Annotated in this window: 13 protein-coding genes; 4 read left to right on the top strand and 9 right to left on the bottom strand. The window is 63.9% G+C overall.

Annotated elements, in window-relative coordinates:
- Positions 1-31 precede the first annotated feature (31 nt).
- Positions 32-2,704 (bottom strand): helicase-related protein, encoded by a 2,673-nt coding sequence (locus tag DB30_RS35600; RefSeq protein ID WP_146662109.1) that lies wholly within the window; start codon positions 2,702-2,704, stop codon positions 32-34.
- A gap of 1,541 nt (positions 2,705-4,245) precedes the next feature.
- Between DB30_RS35600 and DB30_RS35595 the strand changes: the two genes are divergently transcribed.
- On the top strand, positions 4,246-5,652 hold the full coding sequence (locus DB30_RS35595; RefSeq protein WP_052557653.1) for a serine hydrolase domain-containing protein: 1,407 nt from the start codon (positions 4,246-4,248) through the stop codon (positions 5,650-5,652).
- Here DB30_RS35595 and DB30_RS35590 read toward each other — a convergent pair.
- The 6 genes from DB30_RS35590 to DB30_RS35565 form a co-directional block, all read right to left on the bottom strand.
- Positions 5,644-6,642 (bottom strand): aKG-HExxH-type peptide beta-hydroxylase, encoded by a 999-nt coding sequence (locus tag DB30_RS35590; RefSeq protein ID WP_146662104.1) that lies wholly within the window; start codon positions 6,640-6,642, stop codon positions 5,644-5,646. The genes DB30_RS35595 and DB30_RS35590 overlap by 9 nt on opposite strands.
- A gap of 71 nt (positions 6,643-6,713) precedes the next feature.
- Entirely contained in the window at positions 6,714-7,667 is a 954-nt protein-coding gene (locus tag DB30_RS35585) for an aldo/keto reductase (RefSeq protein ID WP_146662103.1), read from the bottom strand.
- Positions 7,668-7,677: 10 nt separating this feature from the next.
- Positions 7,678-9,546: a RiPP maturation radical SAM C-methyltransferase gene (locus DB30_RS35580; RefSeq protein WP_052557643.1), complete on the bottom strand. Its 1,869-nt coding sequence runs from the start codon at positions 9,544-9,546 to the stop codon at positions 7,678-7,680.
- Positions 9,547-9,565: 19 nt separating this feature from the next.
- Positions 9,566-10,738 (bottom strand): aKG-HExxH-type peptide beta-hydroxylase, encoded by a 1,173-nt coding sequence (locus DB30_RS35575; RefSeq protein ID WP_146662101.1) that lies wholly within the window; start codon positions 10,736-10,738, stop codon positions 9,566-9,568.
- Between the two features lie 22 nt (positions 10,739-10,760).
- Positions 10,761-11,921, bottom strand: coding sequence for a radical SAM protein (locus DB30_RS35570; protein ID WP_146662099.1), 1,161 nt, complete (start codon positions 11,919-11,921; stop codon positions 10,761-10,763).
- A gap of 5 nt (positions 11,922-11,926) precedes the next feature.
- Positions 11,927-12,499, bottom strand: a complete 573-nt coding sequence (locus tag DB30_RS35565; protein ID WP_052557635.1) for a hypothetical protein — start codon at positions 12,497-12,499, stop codon at positions 11,927-11,929.
- A gap of 1,943 nt (positions 12,500-14,442) precedes the next feature.
- Between DB30_RS35565 and DB30_RS35555 the strand changes: the two genes are divergently transcribed.
- A complete protein-coding gene (locus DB30_RS35555) occupies positions 14,443-15,831 on the top strand; it encodes a hypothetical protein (RefSeq protein WP_052557628.1) in 1,389 nt (462 codons plus the stop codon).
- Positions 15,832-16,164: 333 nt separating this feature from the next.
- Here the strand turns inward: DB30_RS35555 and DB30_RS35550 are convergent, their stop codons facing one another.
- Together DB30_RS35550 and DB30_RS35545 are read right to left on the bottom strand one after the other, a co-directional pair.
- Entirely contained in the window at positions 16,165-16,659 is a 495-nt protein-coding gene (locus DB30_RS35550; protein ID WP_146662097.1) for a hypothetical protein, read from the bottom strand.
- The gene (locus DB30_RS35545; RefSeq protein WP_146662094.1) at positions 16,656-17,852 is read right to left on the bottom strand and encodes a hypothetical protein; all 1,197 of its coding nucleotides are present in this window, start codon (positions 17,850-17,852) and stop codon (positions 16,656-16,658) included. The genes DB30_RS35550 and DB30_RS35545 overlap by 4 nt, the downstream gene beginning before the upstream one ends.
- Positions 17,853-18,092: 240 nt before the next feature.
- Here DB30_RS35545 and DB30_RS35540 point away from each other — a divergent pair, with 240 nt between their 5' ends.
- Positions 18,093-18,458, top strand: coding sequence for a hypothetical protein (locus DB30_RS35540; protein ID WP_052557622.1), 366 nt, complete (start codon positions 18,093-18,095; stop codon positions 18,456-18,458).
- Positions 18,459-18,537: 79 nt separating this feature from the next.
- Positions 18,538-18,660, top strand: coding sequence for a hypothetical protein (locus DB30_RS42980; protein WP_240480406.1), 123 nt, complete (start codon positions 18,538-18,540; stop codon positions 18,658-18,660).
- Positions 18,661-18,884 lie beyond the last annotated feature (224 nt).

Here is an 18,884-nt window from a genome sequence, read left to right as displayed (position 1 = left end):
GGGTGGGTCAAATCATCCGATCTGAGGTGGATCAATTCGCCCGATCTTTGACACGACAGCACGACGGTCTCGCCCGAGCATTCGTGGGCTCGCGCGCAAGCCGGTCGGATCCTGAACACCGGCACGACCAACCCGCGACGCATCCAAGTTCGTGCTCAGCGGCGCAGCACCACGCGACGGCTGGCCTGCTGATAGAATAGACGACCGCAAACCCGCGATAACGCGGCACCAGGGCGGCCTTGGGCTCCCCATGTTTCCGCGCCCGCGCATCCACAGGCTCGAGCGTCACCCGGCCGCGCCCCAGATCGACCGCGCAGCTATAGCGTGCCCCACGTTCGGACCACACCCGCGGAAAGTCCCTGGCCAGCGCATCGGGGCTCCAGTCGCGCTCGCCAAGCGCGACGATCGGCGCCGCGAGTGTGTCGAGCACCGGGCACAGATCCTCGTCGGCGAGCAGCTCGAGTTCGGACGCTTGCTCGAGGCCCAGCTGCGCGAGTCGATCACACAGATACACGTCCGCGCTCGGTGGCTCGGGCAGCGCGACCACGCGGCCTGCGAGCGGCCCGTTGGCGGCCTGGCTCAGCAGCGCCCACACATGCAATTCGTCACGCACACGCTCGCGCAGGCCGGCGCTCAGCGGCGGCAACTTGCGACCCTCGAGGATCATGCTCGCTAGCGTGGCCCGCAGCGCCCCACCGGACAGCGGCTGGGTGCGTTTGGCGAGGCACACCCCGGCGAAGCGACGCTCGACGACGGCCTCGACCCCGCGCACGACCCCGCGGCGGATCTCGAGCTTCGCGTCGCTGAGCTCGAGCTCGCCGAGCCCGGCGGCGTCGAGCTCGGCGAAGCTACATGGCAAGAGCATGCGCCCGCGACCCTGGGCGCTGCGACCTTCGCCGAGCCACTCGCGGTCGAGCATCAAGCCAGCTTTGGGCGGCGGATCGCCAGCGTCGGGATCGAGCCCCGGCACCACCGCCTCACGCAGCGCGAGCTCGACCTCACCATTGGCCCAGGGCTCCCCGCCTCGTCCGGGCCTGTGGGCGTCTCGCTTGGCCCGCGCACGCCGGACAAAGGCCAGCTCCGGCACCCGCTCGAGCACGAAGCGAGCCAGCTCGCCGGGCGCGGGCAGCTCCGCGGTCGGGCGCGGCGCCAACGCTGGCGCACCGATCAATTGGCGCAACGAGTTCGCTAACCGCCGGACCTCGGCCAGCCCAGCCCGATGCAGACCGTGGATCCGCGGCTCCCCGCAGCGCAGAGCCAGCAGCGCCGCATGAAGCTCGTCGCGCTGGCTCGGCGACAGCTGGGCGGCGAGCTCGGCCCGCGCCGCATCGACTTGCGCCGATTGGGCCGGCAACCACAGCGAACGCCGATACTCGAGCAAGGCGACCAGATCCGCTGCGGTCCCGGCCAGCGCGGGCGGTGCAGCCAACAACATTCGTGCCCGCGTGGCTGAGACTGGCAGGCGAGCCAGGCCGCGGCCGAGCTCGAGCACGCGCGCTTGCTGATCGATCGCCCCGACCTTGGCCAGCCGGGCTCGCGCCGCATCCAGGGCGAAACGCGGCGGCGGGTTGATCCACGCGGCGTCGTCGAAGGCGGGGCCGTCGAGCCCACAATCGGCCGCGCGCAGGACCAGATCATCGAGCTCGATACGTTCCAACTCTGGTGCAGTGGTCTCCCGCGGGATGAAGGTGCGCGACCACAAACGCAGACAGCGACCCGCGGCGACACGCCCGGCCCGACCCGCGCGCTGATCCATGCTGTCGCGCGCGATGACCCCGAGCGACAGGGTCGAGTGGCCACCGCGATGCATTCGCATGCGCGCGAGCCCGCTGTCGATCACCGTGCGGACCCCCGGCAAGGTCAGCGAGCTCTCGGCCACGTTGGTGGCCAGGAACACCCGGCGTGTACCGGTCTCGGCGAAGGCTTCGACCAGGCGCTCCGGCTGCAGTCCGCCGTGCACGGGGATGATCGGCAGCTCACAACCGCGCTGGGCCAGGCGGGTCGCACAAGCTTCGATCTCGCCCTTGCCCGGCAAGAACACCAGGATCTCACCTTCGCTGGTGGCCAGCGCGGCTTCGACCGCGTCGGCGACCCGCGTATCGAGGTCTCGACGGCTCGGTGGGTCCGCGCCGAGATACTCGATCTCGACCGGGAAGCTGCGACCCTCGGCCTCGACCAGGCTCGCGTCGAGTTCAGCCCCGAGCTGTTCGGCCGCGAGCGTCGCCGAGCACGCGAGCAGTCGCGGGCCGCCCGGACGACGGGCGAGCGCGACCAGCAGATCGATCTCCCAGCTGCGCTCATGGAATTCATCGATCATCAACGCGGCGTAGTCGGACATTCGCGCGCCGCCGCCCGACCCACGTGTATCTGCAGCCAGGAGATTGAGCGCCACGCCGGGGGTCACGAAGCAGACCTGCGTGTCCGGGCCGCTGCGATCATCAAAGCGGACCCGGTAGCCGACATACTGACCGAGGCGCTCGCCACGGTTGCGGGCCAAGAACAGCGCGAGCGCCCGGCAGGCGACCCGACGCGGCTCGACGACCAGGACGGGTCCACCGCAGGCCTGAGCGATCCACGGCGGCAGGCAGGTCGATTTGCCCGAGCCGGTTGGCGCCGTGATCACCAGCGGGCGTGGCAACGCCAGCGCCGCCTCGACGGCCTCGCGTGCGGCTTCGATCGGGAGCTTGGGCAAGGAGGGCGGCACCGGCGGTGAGCGTAGCCGCCCGGCGTGCAAGCGGGGTGGCCCAGGCCATGCCAAACCCGAACGTGTTTGGGTTTCGTTCGGCTGAGGGGGGGAAATTCCGGGTCGATCTCGGATTGCGTACCCCTGGGGGGTAGCGAGCGGCGCCCGAATGGTGTCAGCGCTCCCTGGCCGCGACCGGCAGGCGCAGCTCGACGCAGCAGCCCTGACCCTGCGCGCGGTCGCGCAGCCCGAACGATCCCCGTGCGCCTCGGTGATCTGCCGACTCAGCGCCCGACCCAGGATCCCGGGCTGGGCGTGCGCATGTAGCTGTCGGGTCGATCATGAGGCGGCGTGGCAGTGTAGCAAATCCGGCCGAGCGTGCCCGGTTCCGCGAGGATGGAGCGACCACGTATCGTGCCGCGGCGAGTGGCTCTCGACGGCGAACTCGGCCTGCACAACTCCTCACCCAAGCGAGGTCGAGGCGCTGGCATAGCAAGGCCGCGCACCGGGAACCGACGACCGTGTGCAAGCCTGGATCGTCGCGCGCATGCAGGCGATCGGGCTCGAGCCCGGGGTCGACGAGGTCTTTGAGCAGCGCTTCGAGGTCGGCGACGGGCCCCGCGTCAACCTCGTCGGTGAATTGCCCGGCAACGGCCCGTGCGCCACCCGCCAGCGCGTGGTCATCGGCGCACGCCATGGACCATTTTGGGCTCGGGACGTCGGGCTCGCTCGCGCCGGGTCAGCGGGCGATCCATGGCAACGCCGCGGGGGTCGCGGTCGCCGAGGCGGTCGCAGTTCTTGCAGTCAAGGTGAGATCTGGTCACCACGGAAGACGGCCTTCTCATCACATCCGGTATTACGGCGTGCTCGCAGCCCACGCCAAGGCGCGGCCCGAGGTCGTGCCAGGTCCTCAAGCGCATCGTACCGCAGCAACGCGGGCAGGTCATGATCTCAACCGCGAACACACGTTGCACGAGTCACGCCCAAGGGTGTCGAGCGGGTTGCTTGGGGAGCACCTCGAGTTCGGTCTGACCAGGCCGTGATGGTCGAGCCGTGGCTTGGGCTCAGGGACCAAAGCAGGTTCGGCGCGGTACCGCGCCGAACGGGGGGAAGTTGGGGGCCTGTTCGCCACCCGACCCGGCCCGGGCCCACCTGACTGCCGATCCACACGCCGAAAATGAGCGGCGCGACATTCACGGTGCCCCCGACCCCGCATCGCATGTCCTTCCATGGTGCCGATGGCAACGAAACGGTTCTGCGCCGTCGTTGTGGAATCGCGGGCTTCTGCGCTAGAGCCGCCGGCGTGTCCTCCGTCGACATTGGGATTCTGTCCATGATCGCTCGTGGCCGGCGTCAACATCACCGGAGGGCTTCGGTCCGCGTAGGGATGTAAAAATCAACTCGTAGACAGTCCTGGAGGCTGTTCTTCCAGCTTTTTGCGTGGCTATTCTGGTCGAGCGTCGCTCAGACGCCTTGAGCGCCTGGCTCGTGGGAGGCCTGCCCGGACCTTGCCAACCTGCGGTCATGTTGACTTACGTCAAACCGTCATCAAAATGCCACCATTGGACGAGGGCATGGCGGCATCAGCGAGATATCACGGCACCAGCCGCAGCCTCGGGTTCGCGCTGCTGGCGCTGATCGCATGCGCCAGGTCCACAGCGGAGACAACGGCGCCCTCTGAACCCCCTGCGGCGGAGTTTTCAGTGGACGAGAAACGAGAGCGGGTGGAGAATTATTTAAACGGCTTGGTCGAGCAAAGTCGGCTACGCGGCCGGGTTCTGATACGCGGACCTGACTTCGAGATGGACTGGAGTTCGGGCCCGAGTCTGGATGTGATCCCGCTGGGGTCCCTGACCAAGCAATTCACTGCGGTTGCAATACTCCAACTCGTCGCCGAGGGGGCGCTGCAACTCGACGGGCCAATTGCGCCGTATCTACCTCACGCTGGCCCGGTAGGGGATGCGACTTTTCGACAACTGCTCAGCCATCGCTCGGGTCTTCCTCCGGAGATCCCGGATGAGTTCGCGCCGACCCGGCGAGATCTGTACAAAGTTGCGGAGGCCGCAGCCGACGCTTCGCTCCGGTCTGAGCCCGGGACTGAGCACCTCTACTCCAACTTCGGGTACTCCTTGCTCGCGCACGTGGTCGAGGAAGTCTCCGGCCAGCCGTGGTGCGAGCGCCTCGCTAGCGCCTTATTCCAGCCCGCCGGAATGTCGAACACTTCATGCTGCGACCGCGCACGCAAGAGCGTGTCCGTTGGGCATACGCTCGGCCCCGCCGGCGACCTCATGCCCCAGCCGAACCCAGACTTTCCAGCCTTGGCCGGAGCGGGAGACGTCTGTGGATCCGCCGAAGACTTAATCAACTGGACGCATGTTCTTAGCGCAGACAGCCTATTGCCCGCGGAGTTCCGTACCCAGATGCGAACGCGGCAGGCCGCCGATCACCCATACGGAATGGGCGTCTTCGTTTCTTCCTTCGGCGACCGTAAGCTGATCCAACATACGGGGGCCCTCCCCGGGCTGCGAACCTTGTATCTCCACTACCCCGAAGACGGGGTGACGATCATCCTTCTCTCCGACCTAGCGCCCGTGCCCCTCGCGGAGGTCGAGGAGGTACTCTCGTCTATCGTGTTCCAGAGTTCATATGTGGCCCCCTCGCCTATCTCCTTGACCACCGAGCCAATGAGTCCTGAGCTCGATTCGAGGCTGAGCGGCAACTATCATCTCGCAGGGGACCCGTCACAGACCATCCTGATCGAGGCGACGGAGAGCTCGCTCGTCATCTTAGATGATGGTGTCCGTAGCGAGTTGCAGAAATTGGAGGGCGAGCAGGTTCTGCTGATCGTCGAGACGAAAGAGACGATCAGCTATACGCTTCCTGCTGAAGGCCCGGTCCGAGAGTTGGTCTACCACACGGTCGAAGGCTGGAATGCGCCATTTGTTCGCTTGGATTCGCCATCACAGTGAATGTCGAATCCACTCTTCCATCGGCCAAAACAGCGCCTCCCCCAGCAGGCTCAGCGAGCGGCTCGTCTTGAGGACGGAAGTGAGTTGGAGATAGTCTGCGCGCGCCTGGATGACGGCCCCAGAAGGAGGGGCGTCCCGCGGGCGTCGAGCGAGGAGCAGAGTGTGCAGGCACACGATGTTGGCGGCAGCATGCCACGCAGCGAGCACCATCTCGATCGGACGATGGCGACCGACCAGCGACGACATATAGAGGTCCGTGTCATTCGGGTCGACGAGTGGGCCGAGGCGCTTGGTGAAGTAGTAGTACTGGTGGGCGGTCTCGTGCACGAGGGACTCGGCCAGCTGCCAGCTCGGTCCTCCCAATGAGGCCGCGATGACACCGGCAAGCTCGGCTCGGCTTCCGCTGGCGAAAGCTCCCGGTGGGGCTGACACGGGGACCAAGCCCCAGACCATCGGAGTGAGCCAATGAACGTACTCTTCGGCCCCGGAGCGAAGCAGCTCCAGCGCGTCCTCGAGTTCGGTCTCGACCCGACTCCGAGCGAGCGAGCGAGGTGCAGGTGCCAAGGCCAACTCCTCGGCGAGTCCGGGTTCCATGACGATTCGGAATTCCTCCACCGCTGGAGCGCTTCCCACGATCCATGCGCCAAGGTCTAGCATTAGCGACGGCTCGGTGAATTGCGAGTCCACGAGTATCCGTCGAGGCGTGCTGAACTTGAGGACACGAGGCGCCATCACGACAGGAGGAAATGCCAGGACCAACGCGGCGGCGCTCGCCAGCAGTCCGTCGCGGTCGTCGCTCCAGAGAGCCTCGATGGCACCGGTCAGCTGAGGACACCACGCCCGACAACCCTGCGCACCCCGTCGCGCCAGCAGAACCAGCCCGGCAAAGAGCGCCTCCGCACCCGACCCTGGCTCCGCCAGGGATATCATGCGAGAGGACATCTGGCGCGCGGTCAGGCGTACCAGGGCCTCAGCGCCATCCTCGACCACGTGGAGTGTTTGCTTCCAATGGGGACCCGAACACGCCGCGAGCGAGCGGAGCGTGTCGTTTGTCGGCTCCGTCAAGAGCACCTGTCCGCCTCCAGAGCGCGCCTATAGAGCATGTCGAAGGGCGGAAGCTGTATAGACGCAAAGTTCTCTGCGACTTGCTCGGGCGTCTTGGCGCCCACGATGGTCGTTCCCACCTCTGCCATATCCAGCACATGTCGGATCGCAAATTGAGCGGCGGTCGCCGGTCCCTGCTTCAGATCGTGGAACACAGCCGCAAGACCCACGCGCAGCCGCTGTTCTCGAACTGAGAAGCTCGCCCGCACGTCACCGCGCTCGTAGACCGCGTCCGGTTCGTGTCGGCGGGCCAGGTAACCACTGGCCAGAGGCTCACGGGCAATGAGCCCCACGCCCTTGGCGGCAGCCTGCTGCCGGATTTTGTCGATGCCCCAATCGGGAACGACCGAGGACATCAGGTTGCACACCAACTGTATCGATTCGCAGGTTGGATGTTCCAGGCAAGCCAGAGCCTCGGTCTGCGTATGAACGGACACCCCCACACATCGCGCGAGCCCTGCGGTCTTCAGATCGGCCATGACCTCGAAGATGTTCCCGTTGCGAATATCCTCCAGCGTGGGATTATGCAACTGGTAGAGGTCAACATAGCCCCGTCCAAGACGCCGCAAGCTCGCCTCGAGCGCCTCCCTGAGCCTTGACAACGAGAAGTCGCTAGCGCCCGAGTCGTCCATCGAGCCGCCGCCCTTGGTCGCTATGACGACATCGTCGAGCACCTTCAATTCCCTCAGGGTGCTTCCCAACAGGGACTCACTGTGACCGCGCCCGTAGACGTCGGCCGTGTCGAAGAAAGTGCACCCTTGGTCGATGGCCTCGCCGATCGCCCGTCGTGAGGTCCGGTCGTCTGTGTGGCCGTAGCTGTTTCCGTGCGCGTTGCCACCGATTGCGAAGGCCCCGAAACCCAACTCCGACACGATCAGGGGGGTCTTGCCCAAGCGACGATACTCCACCATGCCTCCCAAGCTAGCAGCCTCGTCGGGAAGGGAGGGCAAGCGACAGATAGCGCCCCAACTCGCCCACCATCAGGCCAGCCTCGCAAAATCCCTCGAGTAGCTCACCGACCGTCTCGTCGGAGTACATCGAGCCTGTGACGGCCTCGAGGTGGTGGCGAACCTTCCGGATAGATCGGATCGCCTCGCCGCAATACAGATAAGTCTGGGCGAGCGGTCCCCGGAGCATGCGACTCCTGGAGACGCCGTCGCGTCGGACGTCGATCAGCAAGGCGTCTGAAATCCTGCGATAGGTCATCGTGTCATGGTCACCTGACTTCCAGGCCTCGTTCCAGCCCTCGACCAGACGCTGGGTCGTCGCGTGGAACTGCGCCGGGAGCGTATTCGGCATGATGTAGTCGAAGAAGTACGCGATGGCTTCCACGTCGACATGATCGGGATACACGTAGCGATAGCTGCGGCTCGGCTGGAGCTGTTCGATGCCCCACTCATCGGACCTGAAGTAGTAGGGAGAGAAGCGCTCCAACCAGATTCTGTTGCACGAAACGGGAGGTTGAAGATGGCTGATTTTTTCGAGAACCTGGTGTTGCTCGTGATAGTGATCTTCCCGCTCACCCGGAAAGCCGAAGAGTAGGTTCCAGCTGACCCCGATTCCGTAGTGCGAGCACCACTTCAGACACAGAACGTTCTGAAGCATCGTGCAACCCTTGCGCATCAGGCGCAAGATATCCGTGCTCAGGCTCTCTATCCCCGGCTGGACGGTGCGGACCCCCCCCCTCGCCAACTTCTCGATCTTCGCCCGAGTGAGGTTCGACTTGATCTCGTAAAAGAACTCGTAATCGAGTCCGCGATTCTCGATCTCTCCGAAAAAGTCGTCGAAGTAGGTCATGTTCAGGATGTTGTCCACAGCTTCGAAACTGGTCACGCCGTGGCGGTCAGCCTGAGTCCCCAGCTCATCCAGGACCCGCTCAGGGGACTTGCTACGATAGCCCATGCCGCTCCCGTTGAGTCCGCAGAACGTGCAGTGGTGTTTCGCGCCCCACCAACACCCACGCGAGCTCTCGAAGGGGAGGCTCAGCTTGGGAGCAATCTCGCCGAGCAGGCCCAATTCTGACGCCTGGTCGAAGTAGTCAGCAAAGTCGGGGACCGGCAGGCCATCCATCTCGGTCAGCGGCCTCGAGCGGGTCCCCCCGACGCTCCCGTCGTCAGAACGGACCAACAGCCCGTCGAGGGTTGGGCGGGTTTCCCCCTGGCTCAGCGCGTCCAAGAAGGCGGGAAAGGCCTCGTCCGCTTCGCCGGAGATGACGTAGTCTACCCACGGAAAGCTTCGAACGACCTCTTTCCCCATGTCGCCATCCAGGTTCGATCCACCAAACAAGATGCACACCTGAGGATGGGCTCGCTTGATGGCGCGGGCCAGAGCCAATGAGGCGACGTTTTGCTGAAACGTGCTGGTGAACCCCACGACATCGTAGCTGCCCCAATCGATTCGGCCCAGACAGTCCTCGATGAAGCGAGGCAGCCGTTCTTGACGGAGAGTAGCCAGGAACGACGAACTTAGGTCTTTGGACTCGATCCAGTCCACCTCACTGGGGAAGTGCTCCAGGTAGTGGCGAGTCGACAACCCGCCAGTCGACAACCCGCCAAAGGCAGCAAGCGAGAACAACCAGTCACCAGTCATGTGGCCGCGGTGTTGGCAGAGTTCCTCATACAGACCGAGCCCCATCGTCTGGGCCAGAGATAGGTAGAGGTGGTGGCTGTCTATCCGGTGTCCACCGGCGCGACCAAGGGCCTGAAGCAGCCCCAGTTGCAGTGAGGGGCGAACCGCGGATGCGAAGGGGAGACTGACCAGTCCCACGCAAAGGGCGTGGTCGCGACGCATGGGTTGCTCTAGGTGGCGTTCAGGTTGCACGGAGCTGCGACCTCAGATCGTCGAAGAGAGCGCGACCCAGCGGCGTCAGGGAACGGGTCGACGACAGTCCCCGTTCGATGACCGCAAGCCCGTGCTCAAGTTCTGGAATCCTTCGCTTCAAGTAGGGTCCATCCGCCTGCGGCGCTGTCTGCAATGTTCGACAACAAAGGAGTACGTTTGCGAAGGCGTGATAGGTTAGAAGCAGCATGTGAACTGGTCGCTCGCGCTTGAGGAATGGGTTCATATGGAGTGATTCGTCAGTACCGTCGTCGACGCCGCCCAGACGCAACGCGACGTAGAAGTATTGGTGGGACGCTTCATGTACCAGGCTGTCCGCCACCGAGGTCGGATGGTCGTGGTTGCCCAGACCCACCAGGCCAGGAGCCAGGTTCGTGCTGCTGCTGCCAGTGGGCCGATCTTCCGACCAAATCCGCCAGGGCACGACGATCTGCACCACGTGTCGCACCCAGTCAAAGTAGTCAGGAGCCTGCTCGGCGAGAACGTGCAGGCCACGTTGGCCGCGCTCCGCCATCAGTTCGGATTCCTCGTCGGCCACCTGGGAGGCGACGTGCTCGAGTTCGGAGGCCCAGAGTTCCCGAAAGCGCCACACTGTCAGCGGCGCGCCCGTCGAGTTCGTGTACGGAAGCGACTCCGGCGCATCGTCTCGCGGAAGCCAACCCCTATCAGTCCGGTCGAAGGCGTACTCAAACGCCCGCCCACCTTCCGGGTCTGCGCCTTCGAACGAGGCCAAGTCAGCTGTGACATGGACGTCCAGGTGGCTAGCGGCGGGCATGACCCATCGTCCAAAGCGTGTCGGCACGTCTCCCGGAAGCTGCGCCGACCAGTGACCCTGTGCTCCTTGCTCATGCAAACGCAACGCGACGACGGTGGCCCGCAGCGCGACCTCCGGGTCGGATTCGTGAAGACCGGCGTGCAAGCCGCCAAAGGCAGGGTGCCATGCGGTCTCGTAGTCGAGATCCCGACCCGCGGAGGTCAACAGGTCCGCCAGACCCGGGCCGTCGCGCTCCAGCTCCTGGCTGTGCTGCTCCAAGAAGGACTTCACCACACTCTTCGCGTGGCCGCGCACAATATCAGCGGTGAAAGCTGACGTGCTCGCACCGCGAGGTCGAGCGAGGAGGTGAAACGGCAATTCATGAGACATGGTGCTTCTCCAAAGAAAAGGGTCAACGGGGGGTTCTGAGTGAAGATCGTGCTCGGTCCAGCTGGCGCCTCAGGTACAGCGTCTCCTGGGGAGATACGCCGAGGCGACTTCGGATGTGAGTGAACAGCAAGAGCAGATCTGCGCACCAAACGCTTCGACCGGTAAAGCCATGCGCACGGGAGTGACGGTGGGGCAGGTATCCCCCCGCACACGTGGTCGCTTCGGGGCATTCACTGCACTCTTGGCCGAGCTGCGGTTGCCGCGTTCCGTCGAGACCAGGCAGCAAGCCGTCTCGCAGCACCTCAGCGAAGCTCGAACGATGGATATTGTGGACCGACGAGGTAAAGCTGGCACCACAAACCGCGAGAGCATCGAGCCCTTCGATCGCTCCGTCGGTGTGGATGAAGAAAGAGTTCGGCACGGGATTGCCGATGCACTCGATCAAGCTGTTCCCCCCGAGGATGACCCGAGCGATGTTGTAGAGGTCGCGGACCTTTACCTCGAGCGTCCCGTTAAACCACCAATCGTCGAAGATCGGGATGAGGAAGTCCGCACATGGATGCTCTTGAGGGTCGGGTCGAATCTCGCCGATCGTGTCGTGCGTGAAGTCGGGCAGCAGGTAGGTGATGGACGGCACCCCGAGCCCGAGAAAGTGTCTGTGGACGCTCAGCGGGTCCTCACCCAGCGGAATCACACAGATCACACCGTACTCGACAGCATGACGGGAGAGGAGATCCAGGGCCCGGGCGACCTTTGCATGTGTTCCGCGACCGACGTGATCGATGCGATATCGGTCGTTGATCGCAGGGGGGCCGTCCAGGCTCACTCCGACACCGACCGCCCATGTCTCGAAGACGCTCATCCACGTCCGGTCGAGGAGCACGCCATTGGTCTGAATCGACAGGCTGAGGTCCATGTCGCGTAGCTCGTGCCGGGCCCTGGCGCACAGTTGCTCGAATCGCTCAGACCCGACGAGGGTGGGCTCCCCGCCGTGAAATGAAAGGTGAACGCGGGTGTCCCCGGTCCGCTCCGCGTGGCGCTTCACCTCGCAGAGCGCGGCTGAGAAGACACCGTCAGACATTAGCTTTGGTCGCCCTTCCCAGCTACGGTCTCCCTTGTTGTAGACGTAGCAGTAGCTGCAATTCAGATTGCAGCGGGAAGCCAGCTTGAGAACAATCTGCATGCGTCCTACCTCAAGAGGCCGAGTTGTTGGCGCAGCCCATCCAGTACGGCCTCATAGGCGGGCTCCAGCGCACGGGAGTAGCGAGCCCAATCGTCGGTCGTCGGGCGAAAGCAGAGGTCGAGACTATAGAGGATATCCTCCGCATCCCGGAGCTGCTCTTTGCGTAGTTCCACGACTACGGTGGGAGAGTGGTCCAGTCCAGATAGGACGGATGAGATCAGCTCGCTGAGCTGGCGTTCTTGTTCTGGTCCCCTCGGAAGGAGCCCGACGTGCCGTCCGCTGAAGGTCGTCCCTGGGCCGTCGCCCGGGTGTCCCTCGCAGCTCGAATAGGTCACTCCGCCGAGGGCCACCAGTGTCAGCACCAGATCCCGAACACCGGGCTCGAGGGCTTCCTCGAATTGAGGCTGGCCGGGTGTGAAGGTCACCGATGGACCATCTGGGCTTCCGTCGATGTTGACGTGCCCCCGCCTTCCTCGGAAGACAGGGTAGATGCGGTCGTCCCCTACATCTTCTTCATCCCAGCGCTGCAATAGCGCGCGCATGCCCTTCAACTCATTTACCATCACTTCCCCCTGCATCGCAGGTCCCGCGCCTCCGCGGGGCCTGCGATGTATCGAATTCAAGCGAGCACACACCTCGACACTCAGCGAAGGAGATTCGGTGTCATAGTCATCGAGGTCTGTATTGTGTAAGCACAAGATGTGCTCACCATTAAGTACTCACGCCGGTCTTGCCGTGGATTGCCATCCGCCCGCCGGTAGGACCGAGCGTATCGATCTCCTTGGCAAGCTGCGCCTCCAGGGCAGCCCGAAGGCTATCTTCGATGCGCGCCTGGATGGGCTCCGCGGGCTCAAAGACCTTACCCACATCCCCTCGCGCCCTCCACGCGCTTGTCTCTTGTGCTGTCACTTCCAAATTGCTTGTCTTTGGCATTGGTACACTCTCCCTTGTCTGTCGATTTCCCTGCACTATTTCAGGGTGTGTGAAGGTTATCCCGACGAACGATGGCAGACAATCAATTTGTACCAGCACAAACAGCGCCGCCTGATTCTGTCGCCGCCTGATTCTGCCGTCCTCTCACCGCGCCGAACTCGCCCATACAGGCACCGTGCCCCGGCGCCAGGTCATCGCTGATCGACGACATTTATTTTTGCCGGCGCATTGACTCACCAAAATTGTTACCCGGTAGGCCGCCGTTGCCTCACCGAAATTGTTACCGAGCACCGAGTGGAGCACGGACGATGAGGAAACGGATCACTACCGACGCCAGGAACGAGTTGCTCGAGAGCCTCGTGACCCGCTACCGAGCGGCCGATCGGGCCAAGAAGGGCCGGATCTTGGACGAGTTCGTCCAGCTGACCGGGCATCACCGCAAGCATGCGACGCGTGTCCTGAACGCGTGGCAGCCGAAGACCAACAACCCGAAGCGGGGCCGCCGCGTCTTGCGAATTCCGGAGACACTTGGGCACCGATTCCGGTGGCCACCTGGGCACCGATTCCGGAGCACTTGGGCACCGATTCCGGGCCACTTGGGCACCGATTCCAGAGCACCTGGGCACCCATCTCGCGGCAACTCCGCGCGAGGGTGACGAGCGAACGACGGCCGGCTGGCGCCGAACCAAGGGGACAACGACCGGAAAGGTCACCGTTCCGGAATGCGCCCGCACGCCATGCCCCTCTGTGCCAACAAGGGTGAGACAGTCCGACTTCAGAGGGCGGGGATCGCAGCCTGAGCACGCCACGGAGACACGACTGATCAGATGGGCCTGTAAGGATCCCTCACACATAGCCCTGGCCGGGAAGTTCGGGCATTCTTGATCCCACGCAATGTCACGGAGCGCCAGGATCCCCAAGGTTGATCGGAACGACCCGAACCTTCAGAAGCTCGCGCGGTTGATGGGTGAACTCGCCGACGAGCGGTGCGGGCCATCGGCTGATTTTCAGACTCGCTCGAAGGCTATGCAGGCTGCTGGAGAAGAGGCACTACAGCTGCTCGCTCAGCAACGCAGCGTCCCAGAAGACAAGGTCAAGTGACGCTTGTGCTTCGAGACTGGTCCTGCTCGGGATCGCTACAAGCAGCGAAACCGACTATACGGACAGGGCGAGGATCGCAACCTGAGCCGACAGCCGGTGCCGCGAGACGACTGATCAAATGGATCCGTGCACACAGATCGCACCTCGGTCATGCTGACAGCCACGATGCCAAGGAATGCCAGGATCCCCAAGATCGACCTGTCCGACCCGAGGCTGCAGGAGGCCGCAAAGTTGATGAACGAACTCACGGACCAGCGAGCAGGGCCCGGGGCAGATTTCATGACTCAGTCGGAGGCCGCCCGGGCGGTCGCGGGGGAGGTTCTGCAGGTGTTGGCGCGCCGACGTCGTGAGCGCGATGCCGACCCAACCGACTGAGCCGCGAAAAATAAGCGCCCCGGGCCCACGGGAGTCGCCGCCGGCGACTCCCCCGTATGCCCAGGAACGCCAGGATCCCTGGATCGATCGAACTAATGAATGGCTCGACACGATGGCCGAAGCCATTCTCCAACGGGCTCGTGAGCTGGCCCGCGATGACAGCTGGATGGAGCGCTTGTCTGCCGAACGCTCGATCGTGGCGGATCTGATGTGGCTGTGCGAGCAAAAGCGCCTCGAAGCCGCGCGAACCACCGAGCCGCGAATCACGATCGACAACGAACCCTACAAACGACTCCAACAAGAATCGACGTGTCTATATCACGGCCTGTGGGGCGCCCACGTGGTGGATGAACCACTCTATCGGCGGGAAGGTGTCCGCAACGGACCAACCATTCATCCGCTGGATCTGGTCGTGGGCGTCGTCGACGGTTCCTTGCTGCCAGACTTGGCCCTGGCTGCGGGCGGTCTCGCGGCGGTGCAGACGACCCCCGAAGTCGAAGCCACGCTCGAGCGCCTCGGATTTCACCCTCCGAGCCGGACCACATTGAAAAACCGGCTCGATGGCCTCTACGCCGACATGGCAACGACCGCACGCGAACTCGAAGCTGAAGCTGAAGTCCGCGTCGAGGAGGAACTCGACTTCGAACTCGGCTCGATCAGCTGTGGTCTCGACCGGTTTTCAGCACGGATGCGGGAGAACCTCGCCGACGGACCCAAGCGGGAGGCGAAGCTGGCCGCCCAGCATGAGCGCGAGTATCAGCGGACACCAGTCGAACCCTACGAGTGCAATTGGCGAATGGCTTGGGCCGGCAATGTCACATTTTATGACACCGACGGAGCCGCGCGCCGAACATTGCGGTTCGGTGCCGACGCCGACGCCGACGTCGATGAACTCGTGGCGCGCATGATTGACGAGATCATCGGCGCCGTCGAGTGCCGACGAGACATCCCCGTGGTGAGCATCCAAGACGGTGCCGCTGAATTCGAGGCTCTCCCGCGCGCGCTACGAGAGCGTCTCCCCGAAGGCGTCCCGCGCTGGCAACTCGTCGACTTTCATCACGCGGTTGCCTACCTCGATGCTGTGATCGTCGCGCGTGATGATGGGGACCCCTATGACATGCGCCGGACCTATCGCAACTGGCTGCTCGACGAGGATGACGGTGCGCAACGTGTCGTCCGACACCTGCGGCGCGAGGCGGAGAAGTCGGACCTCGAGCCCGCGGTTGCCACCGCAACCCATGCCGCTCTCACCTACTTCGAGAAGCGAAGGCCGCTGATGAAGTACAAAGCCGCTCGTCAACAAGGAATGCCGATCGGTAGCGGAGCGACCGAGTCGACGTGTGCGCTCTATCAACTACGAGTCAAGCACCCGGGCTCCCAGTTGCACGTACCGGGGCTGCGGGGCGTCATCACTGCCCGAGGGCTGCAGCTCTCGGGCCGCTTCGACGCAGCGTTTCTGCACTATCAGGCAACTCTGCGCGCGGACGTGGCACCTCTTTGATCAGGCTGCAATCCACGCCCGTCCAAGAAAGATCAGGCGATGGCGATCTACGAAGCGTTCAATTCCGAGTCCTCGCTTCCGCAGCACGAACTCAGCCACCTGAAGATTGGTGTCTGCGGCGCCAGTAACTCGAGTCTCCGCCGGGTCGGCCGACGAGGAAGACTCCCAGTCCGGCTCTCTGTGGGCCCGGCCGACGTGGAAGACTCCGAGTCCGGCTCTCCCTGCGAGCCGCGGCCGGGCCGACGTGGAAGACTCCGAGTCCGGCTCTCCCGGCTTGGAAGACTCCGAGTCCGGCTCTCCCTCAAGTCCGGCTCTCTCGCTCCGGCTCTCTAGCTAGCCGTAGGTGGTCTCGACCTTCGACCCGTGGGGAGGCGCCGTTGGGCTAGTCACGTCAAAGTACTCTTTGTGGGCGTCGCACAACCATCCCGATGCTTGCCAGCCAAAGTGCCCGTCTCGTTCGACGAGCTCGAATTGATAGGTTGCCTGACCATATTCGGTTGGTCCGACACGTGTATTGTCGTAGAAGGCGAGCAGGCTGGCCCTGACCCAAGCACCCGTGGCCGCAACGCGAAGGGAGATCACTCCCTCCCAATGAAGATCGACTGGACCGGTTGGGTTGTCGTTCGAGCACACGTGGAGGCATAGGCCCTCTCCGACCACGAGGTGGCGGTGATAGACACGTAGGCTCCCCACTTGCTCGGCCAGCGTATCGACCAGTGCCTGCTCGACCGTCCACATCTGTGTTTCAGTCGGCCGGTGCTCGAGCGTCCAACTCGCGAGTTGGTCGAGCGTCGGCGCGAGCACGAAGTTCACCGTGCGACTGCTCATCGAGCATCGCTCCGGCGCAAAATATGGTACACCTCCCCTGGCTCCAGCTGGCCGCGCCAGCGATCCAACGTAAGGGGCTTTCCGGACTTCGAGTAGGCGCCGCCGTAGGCGGTGATGATACGATGATTATTTCCGTGCTGGGTGACCACGATCATTCCGTCGCGTAGGTAGATGTTGACCGCGCGCCCGTTCCGGTTCCAACCATAGATCAGGTGCTCCCGGTCATTGAGTATCTGAGCTTGAGTAGGTTTGGGCATGCTGTGGTCGCTTGGGTGTGGCTCGAGAAGTGTTCCATCCGCTGCCATGAGTTTGTCGGCATCGGTGAGGTCGCCCGCTTCGACTCGGCGGTAGATGTTGGCTTGGAAGTCCGCCGTCAGCGAGGAGCCGTGAGCCGGGGTTTTCACTCCCACCTCCAAGTCCGTGAGCTCGCGTTCAAATCGAGCCATCGTCTCCTCCAGATCCTGCCGAGTGATGCGTCTATTGTCGAGTTGGTTCTTGAGCGCGCTGACCTCGTCGTGGAGCCCCTGCAGCTGAGTCTGCCGGGGACCGCTGGTGCCCGGCATCGCGTCGCTGATGGCGTCGAGCATCGGGTCACAGCGACTACACAGACGGAGGGAGTGACCGCCGTCAGCTTCGCGGTAGACTCGAAGCCAGTGCCGTTCACCGCCGAGCATGACGGGGTGTTCGGCAAGGCGCCCCACGCGCTCGAGGTCCGGGTCGTCCTGCTCGAGCGCGAGGTCGAGCTTGGTCTGCTCGAGTTCGACCTCGTCGAGCTTCCGCGCGATCGCCTTGTGATCGGCTAGCGCAGTAAGCGCGTCAAGTTCGTCGAAGTCGTCGAGCCGCCGCCCGATCTTTGTGTCGTTGGTCAGGTCGGGCAGGAGCTTCCTCACCCGACGGACCAACTCCTTGACCCGCTCGAGCACGACGCGGGCCCCCTTGGCGATCTTTGTGCCGAACTCGACGCCGGCGCGGACCAAGCTCGCCGCCGCGATCCGCTTGGCCAAGCTCTGCAGTCGAGGGAAATCAGCGAGCAGCTTGGTGCCCTCGACGCCCTTGGACGTAGCGGCGGCGGCCCCTCCGGTCAGGAGCCCGACCGCCACCTCGAAGAGCAGCGCCCCAAACAAGACGCCGAGCTTGTTCCCGTAGTCGTAGGGTTTGGAGGCGTTGAGCTCCGTGAGCTGCTTGTGCAGCATCTCCGCCGAAGCGCGACCGATCTTGAAGCGGACCTTTGGCTCGGAGATGACCTGCGGGATCGTCTCTTTCATCGCCGTCCAAAACTCGGGCGTGAACAGCGAAGCGAGCGATACGAATGTATCGACAATGGCTTTGTGGAAACCTTTGATAATTCCGAGCTCAAAGCCGATCCCCCTCTGTCAGGGTAGTTGCAGTGTTTCCGCGGCAGCTTCGGCGACCCGCGTGCACTCGCGCTGCTCATGGCCATCCTGCTTTTCAACCTCTTGCCCCGTGGCTTCTCCAACAAGGATCTGCGCGGACGAATGGCGCAATTACTGGGCCTCGAGCCCGGTCACTTCACCCAGGGCAAGATGACCTACGACCTGCGTCGGCTGAGGCTGCATGGCCTCATCGAACGCATTCCGAAGACCCATCGCTATCAGGTGACGAACTTTGGTCTGAAGGCGGCCCTGCTGATCACTCGGACCTACAATTGCGTGCTCCGCCCAGGATTCGCCGCCGCCAACGACGACAATCCTCCGGCTCTGACCCGCCTACGCAACGCCGTCGACCGCGTGGATGAGGAGGTGATCAGGCTCCGGGATACCGGCTGCGTGGCTGCCTGACAGAAACTTGACTCAAAAATCCACGAAAATCGCCCCCAAGGGCTCTAGCGCGAGCGACTCGTTCGGCGTCAGCCTGGCGATGAGCGCAGACGGCCGGGAGCTCGCCGTCGGAGCGACGGGGGAGTCTGGCAGCGCCGTCGGGATCGCCGGCGATCAGCTCGACGGCTCCGCGTCCAGCGCTGGCGCCGTGTATCTCTACTGAGCTTGGCGCGCCATGACGCGCATCGCGAGCAGGGACCCGGTCGCCCGGGTCCCGCACAGCTCTCGGGCGCTAGCACCCGCACGTCGTGCGACCCATGGACTTTGATACCAGTCGGCACAGAGGGTGGAACCGCGGAGATGGCCCGCGCTTCCGCGCCAGTGAGCGAAGTCGCCTCCTCGTCGCCGGTGGATCGCGCGCCAGCGACAACCAGGAGCCCGCCCGGG

This window comes from Enhygromyxa salina (genome assembly GCF_000737335.2).
Lineage (GTDB): Bacteria > Myxococcota_A > Polyangia > Nannocystales > Nannocystaceae > Plesiocystis > Plesiocystis salina_C.
This window is presented reverse-complemented; position numbering and strand designations above follow the sequence as displayed.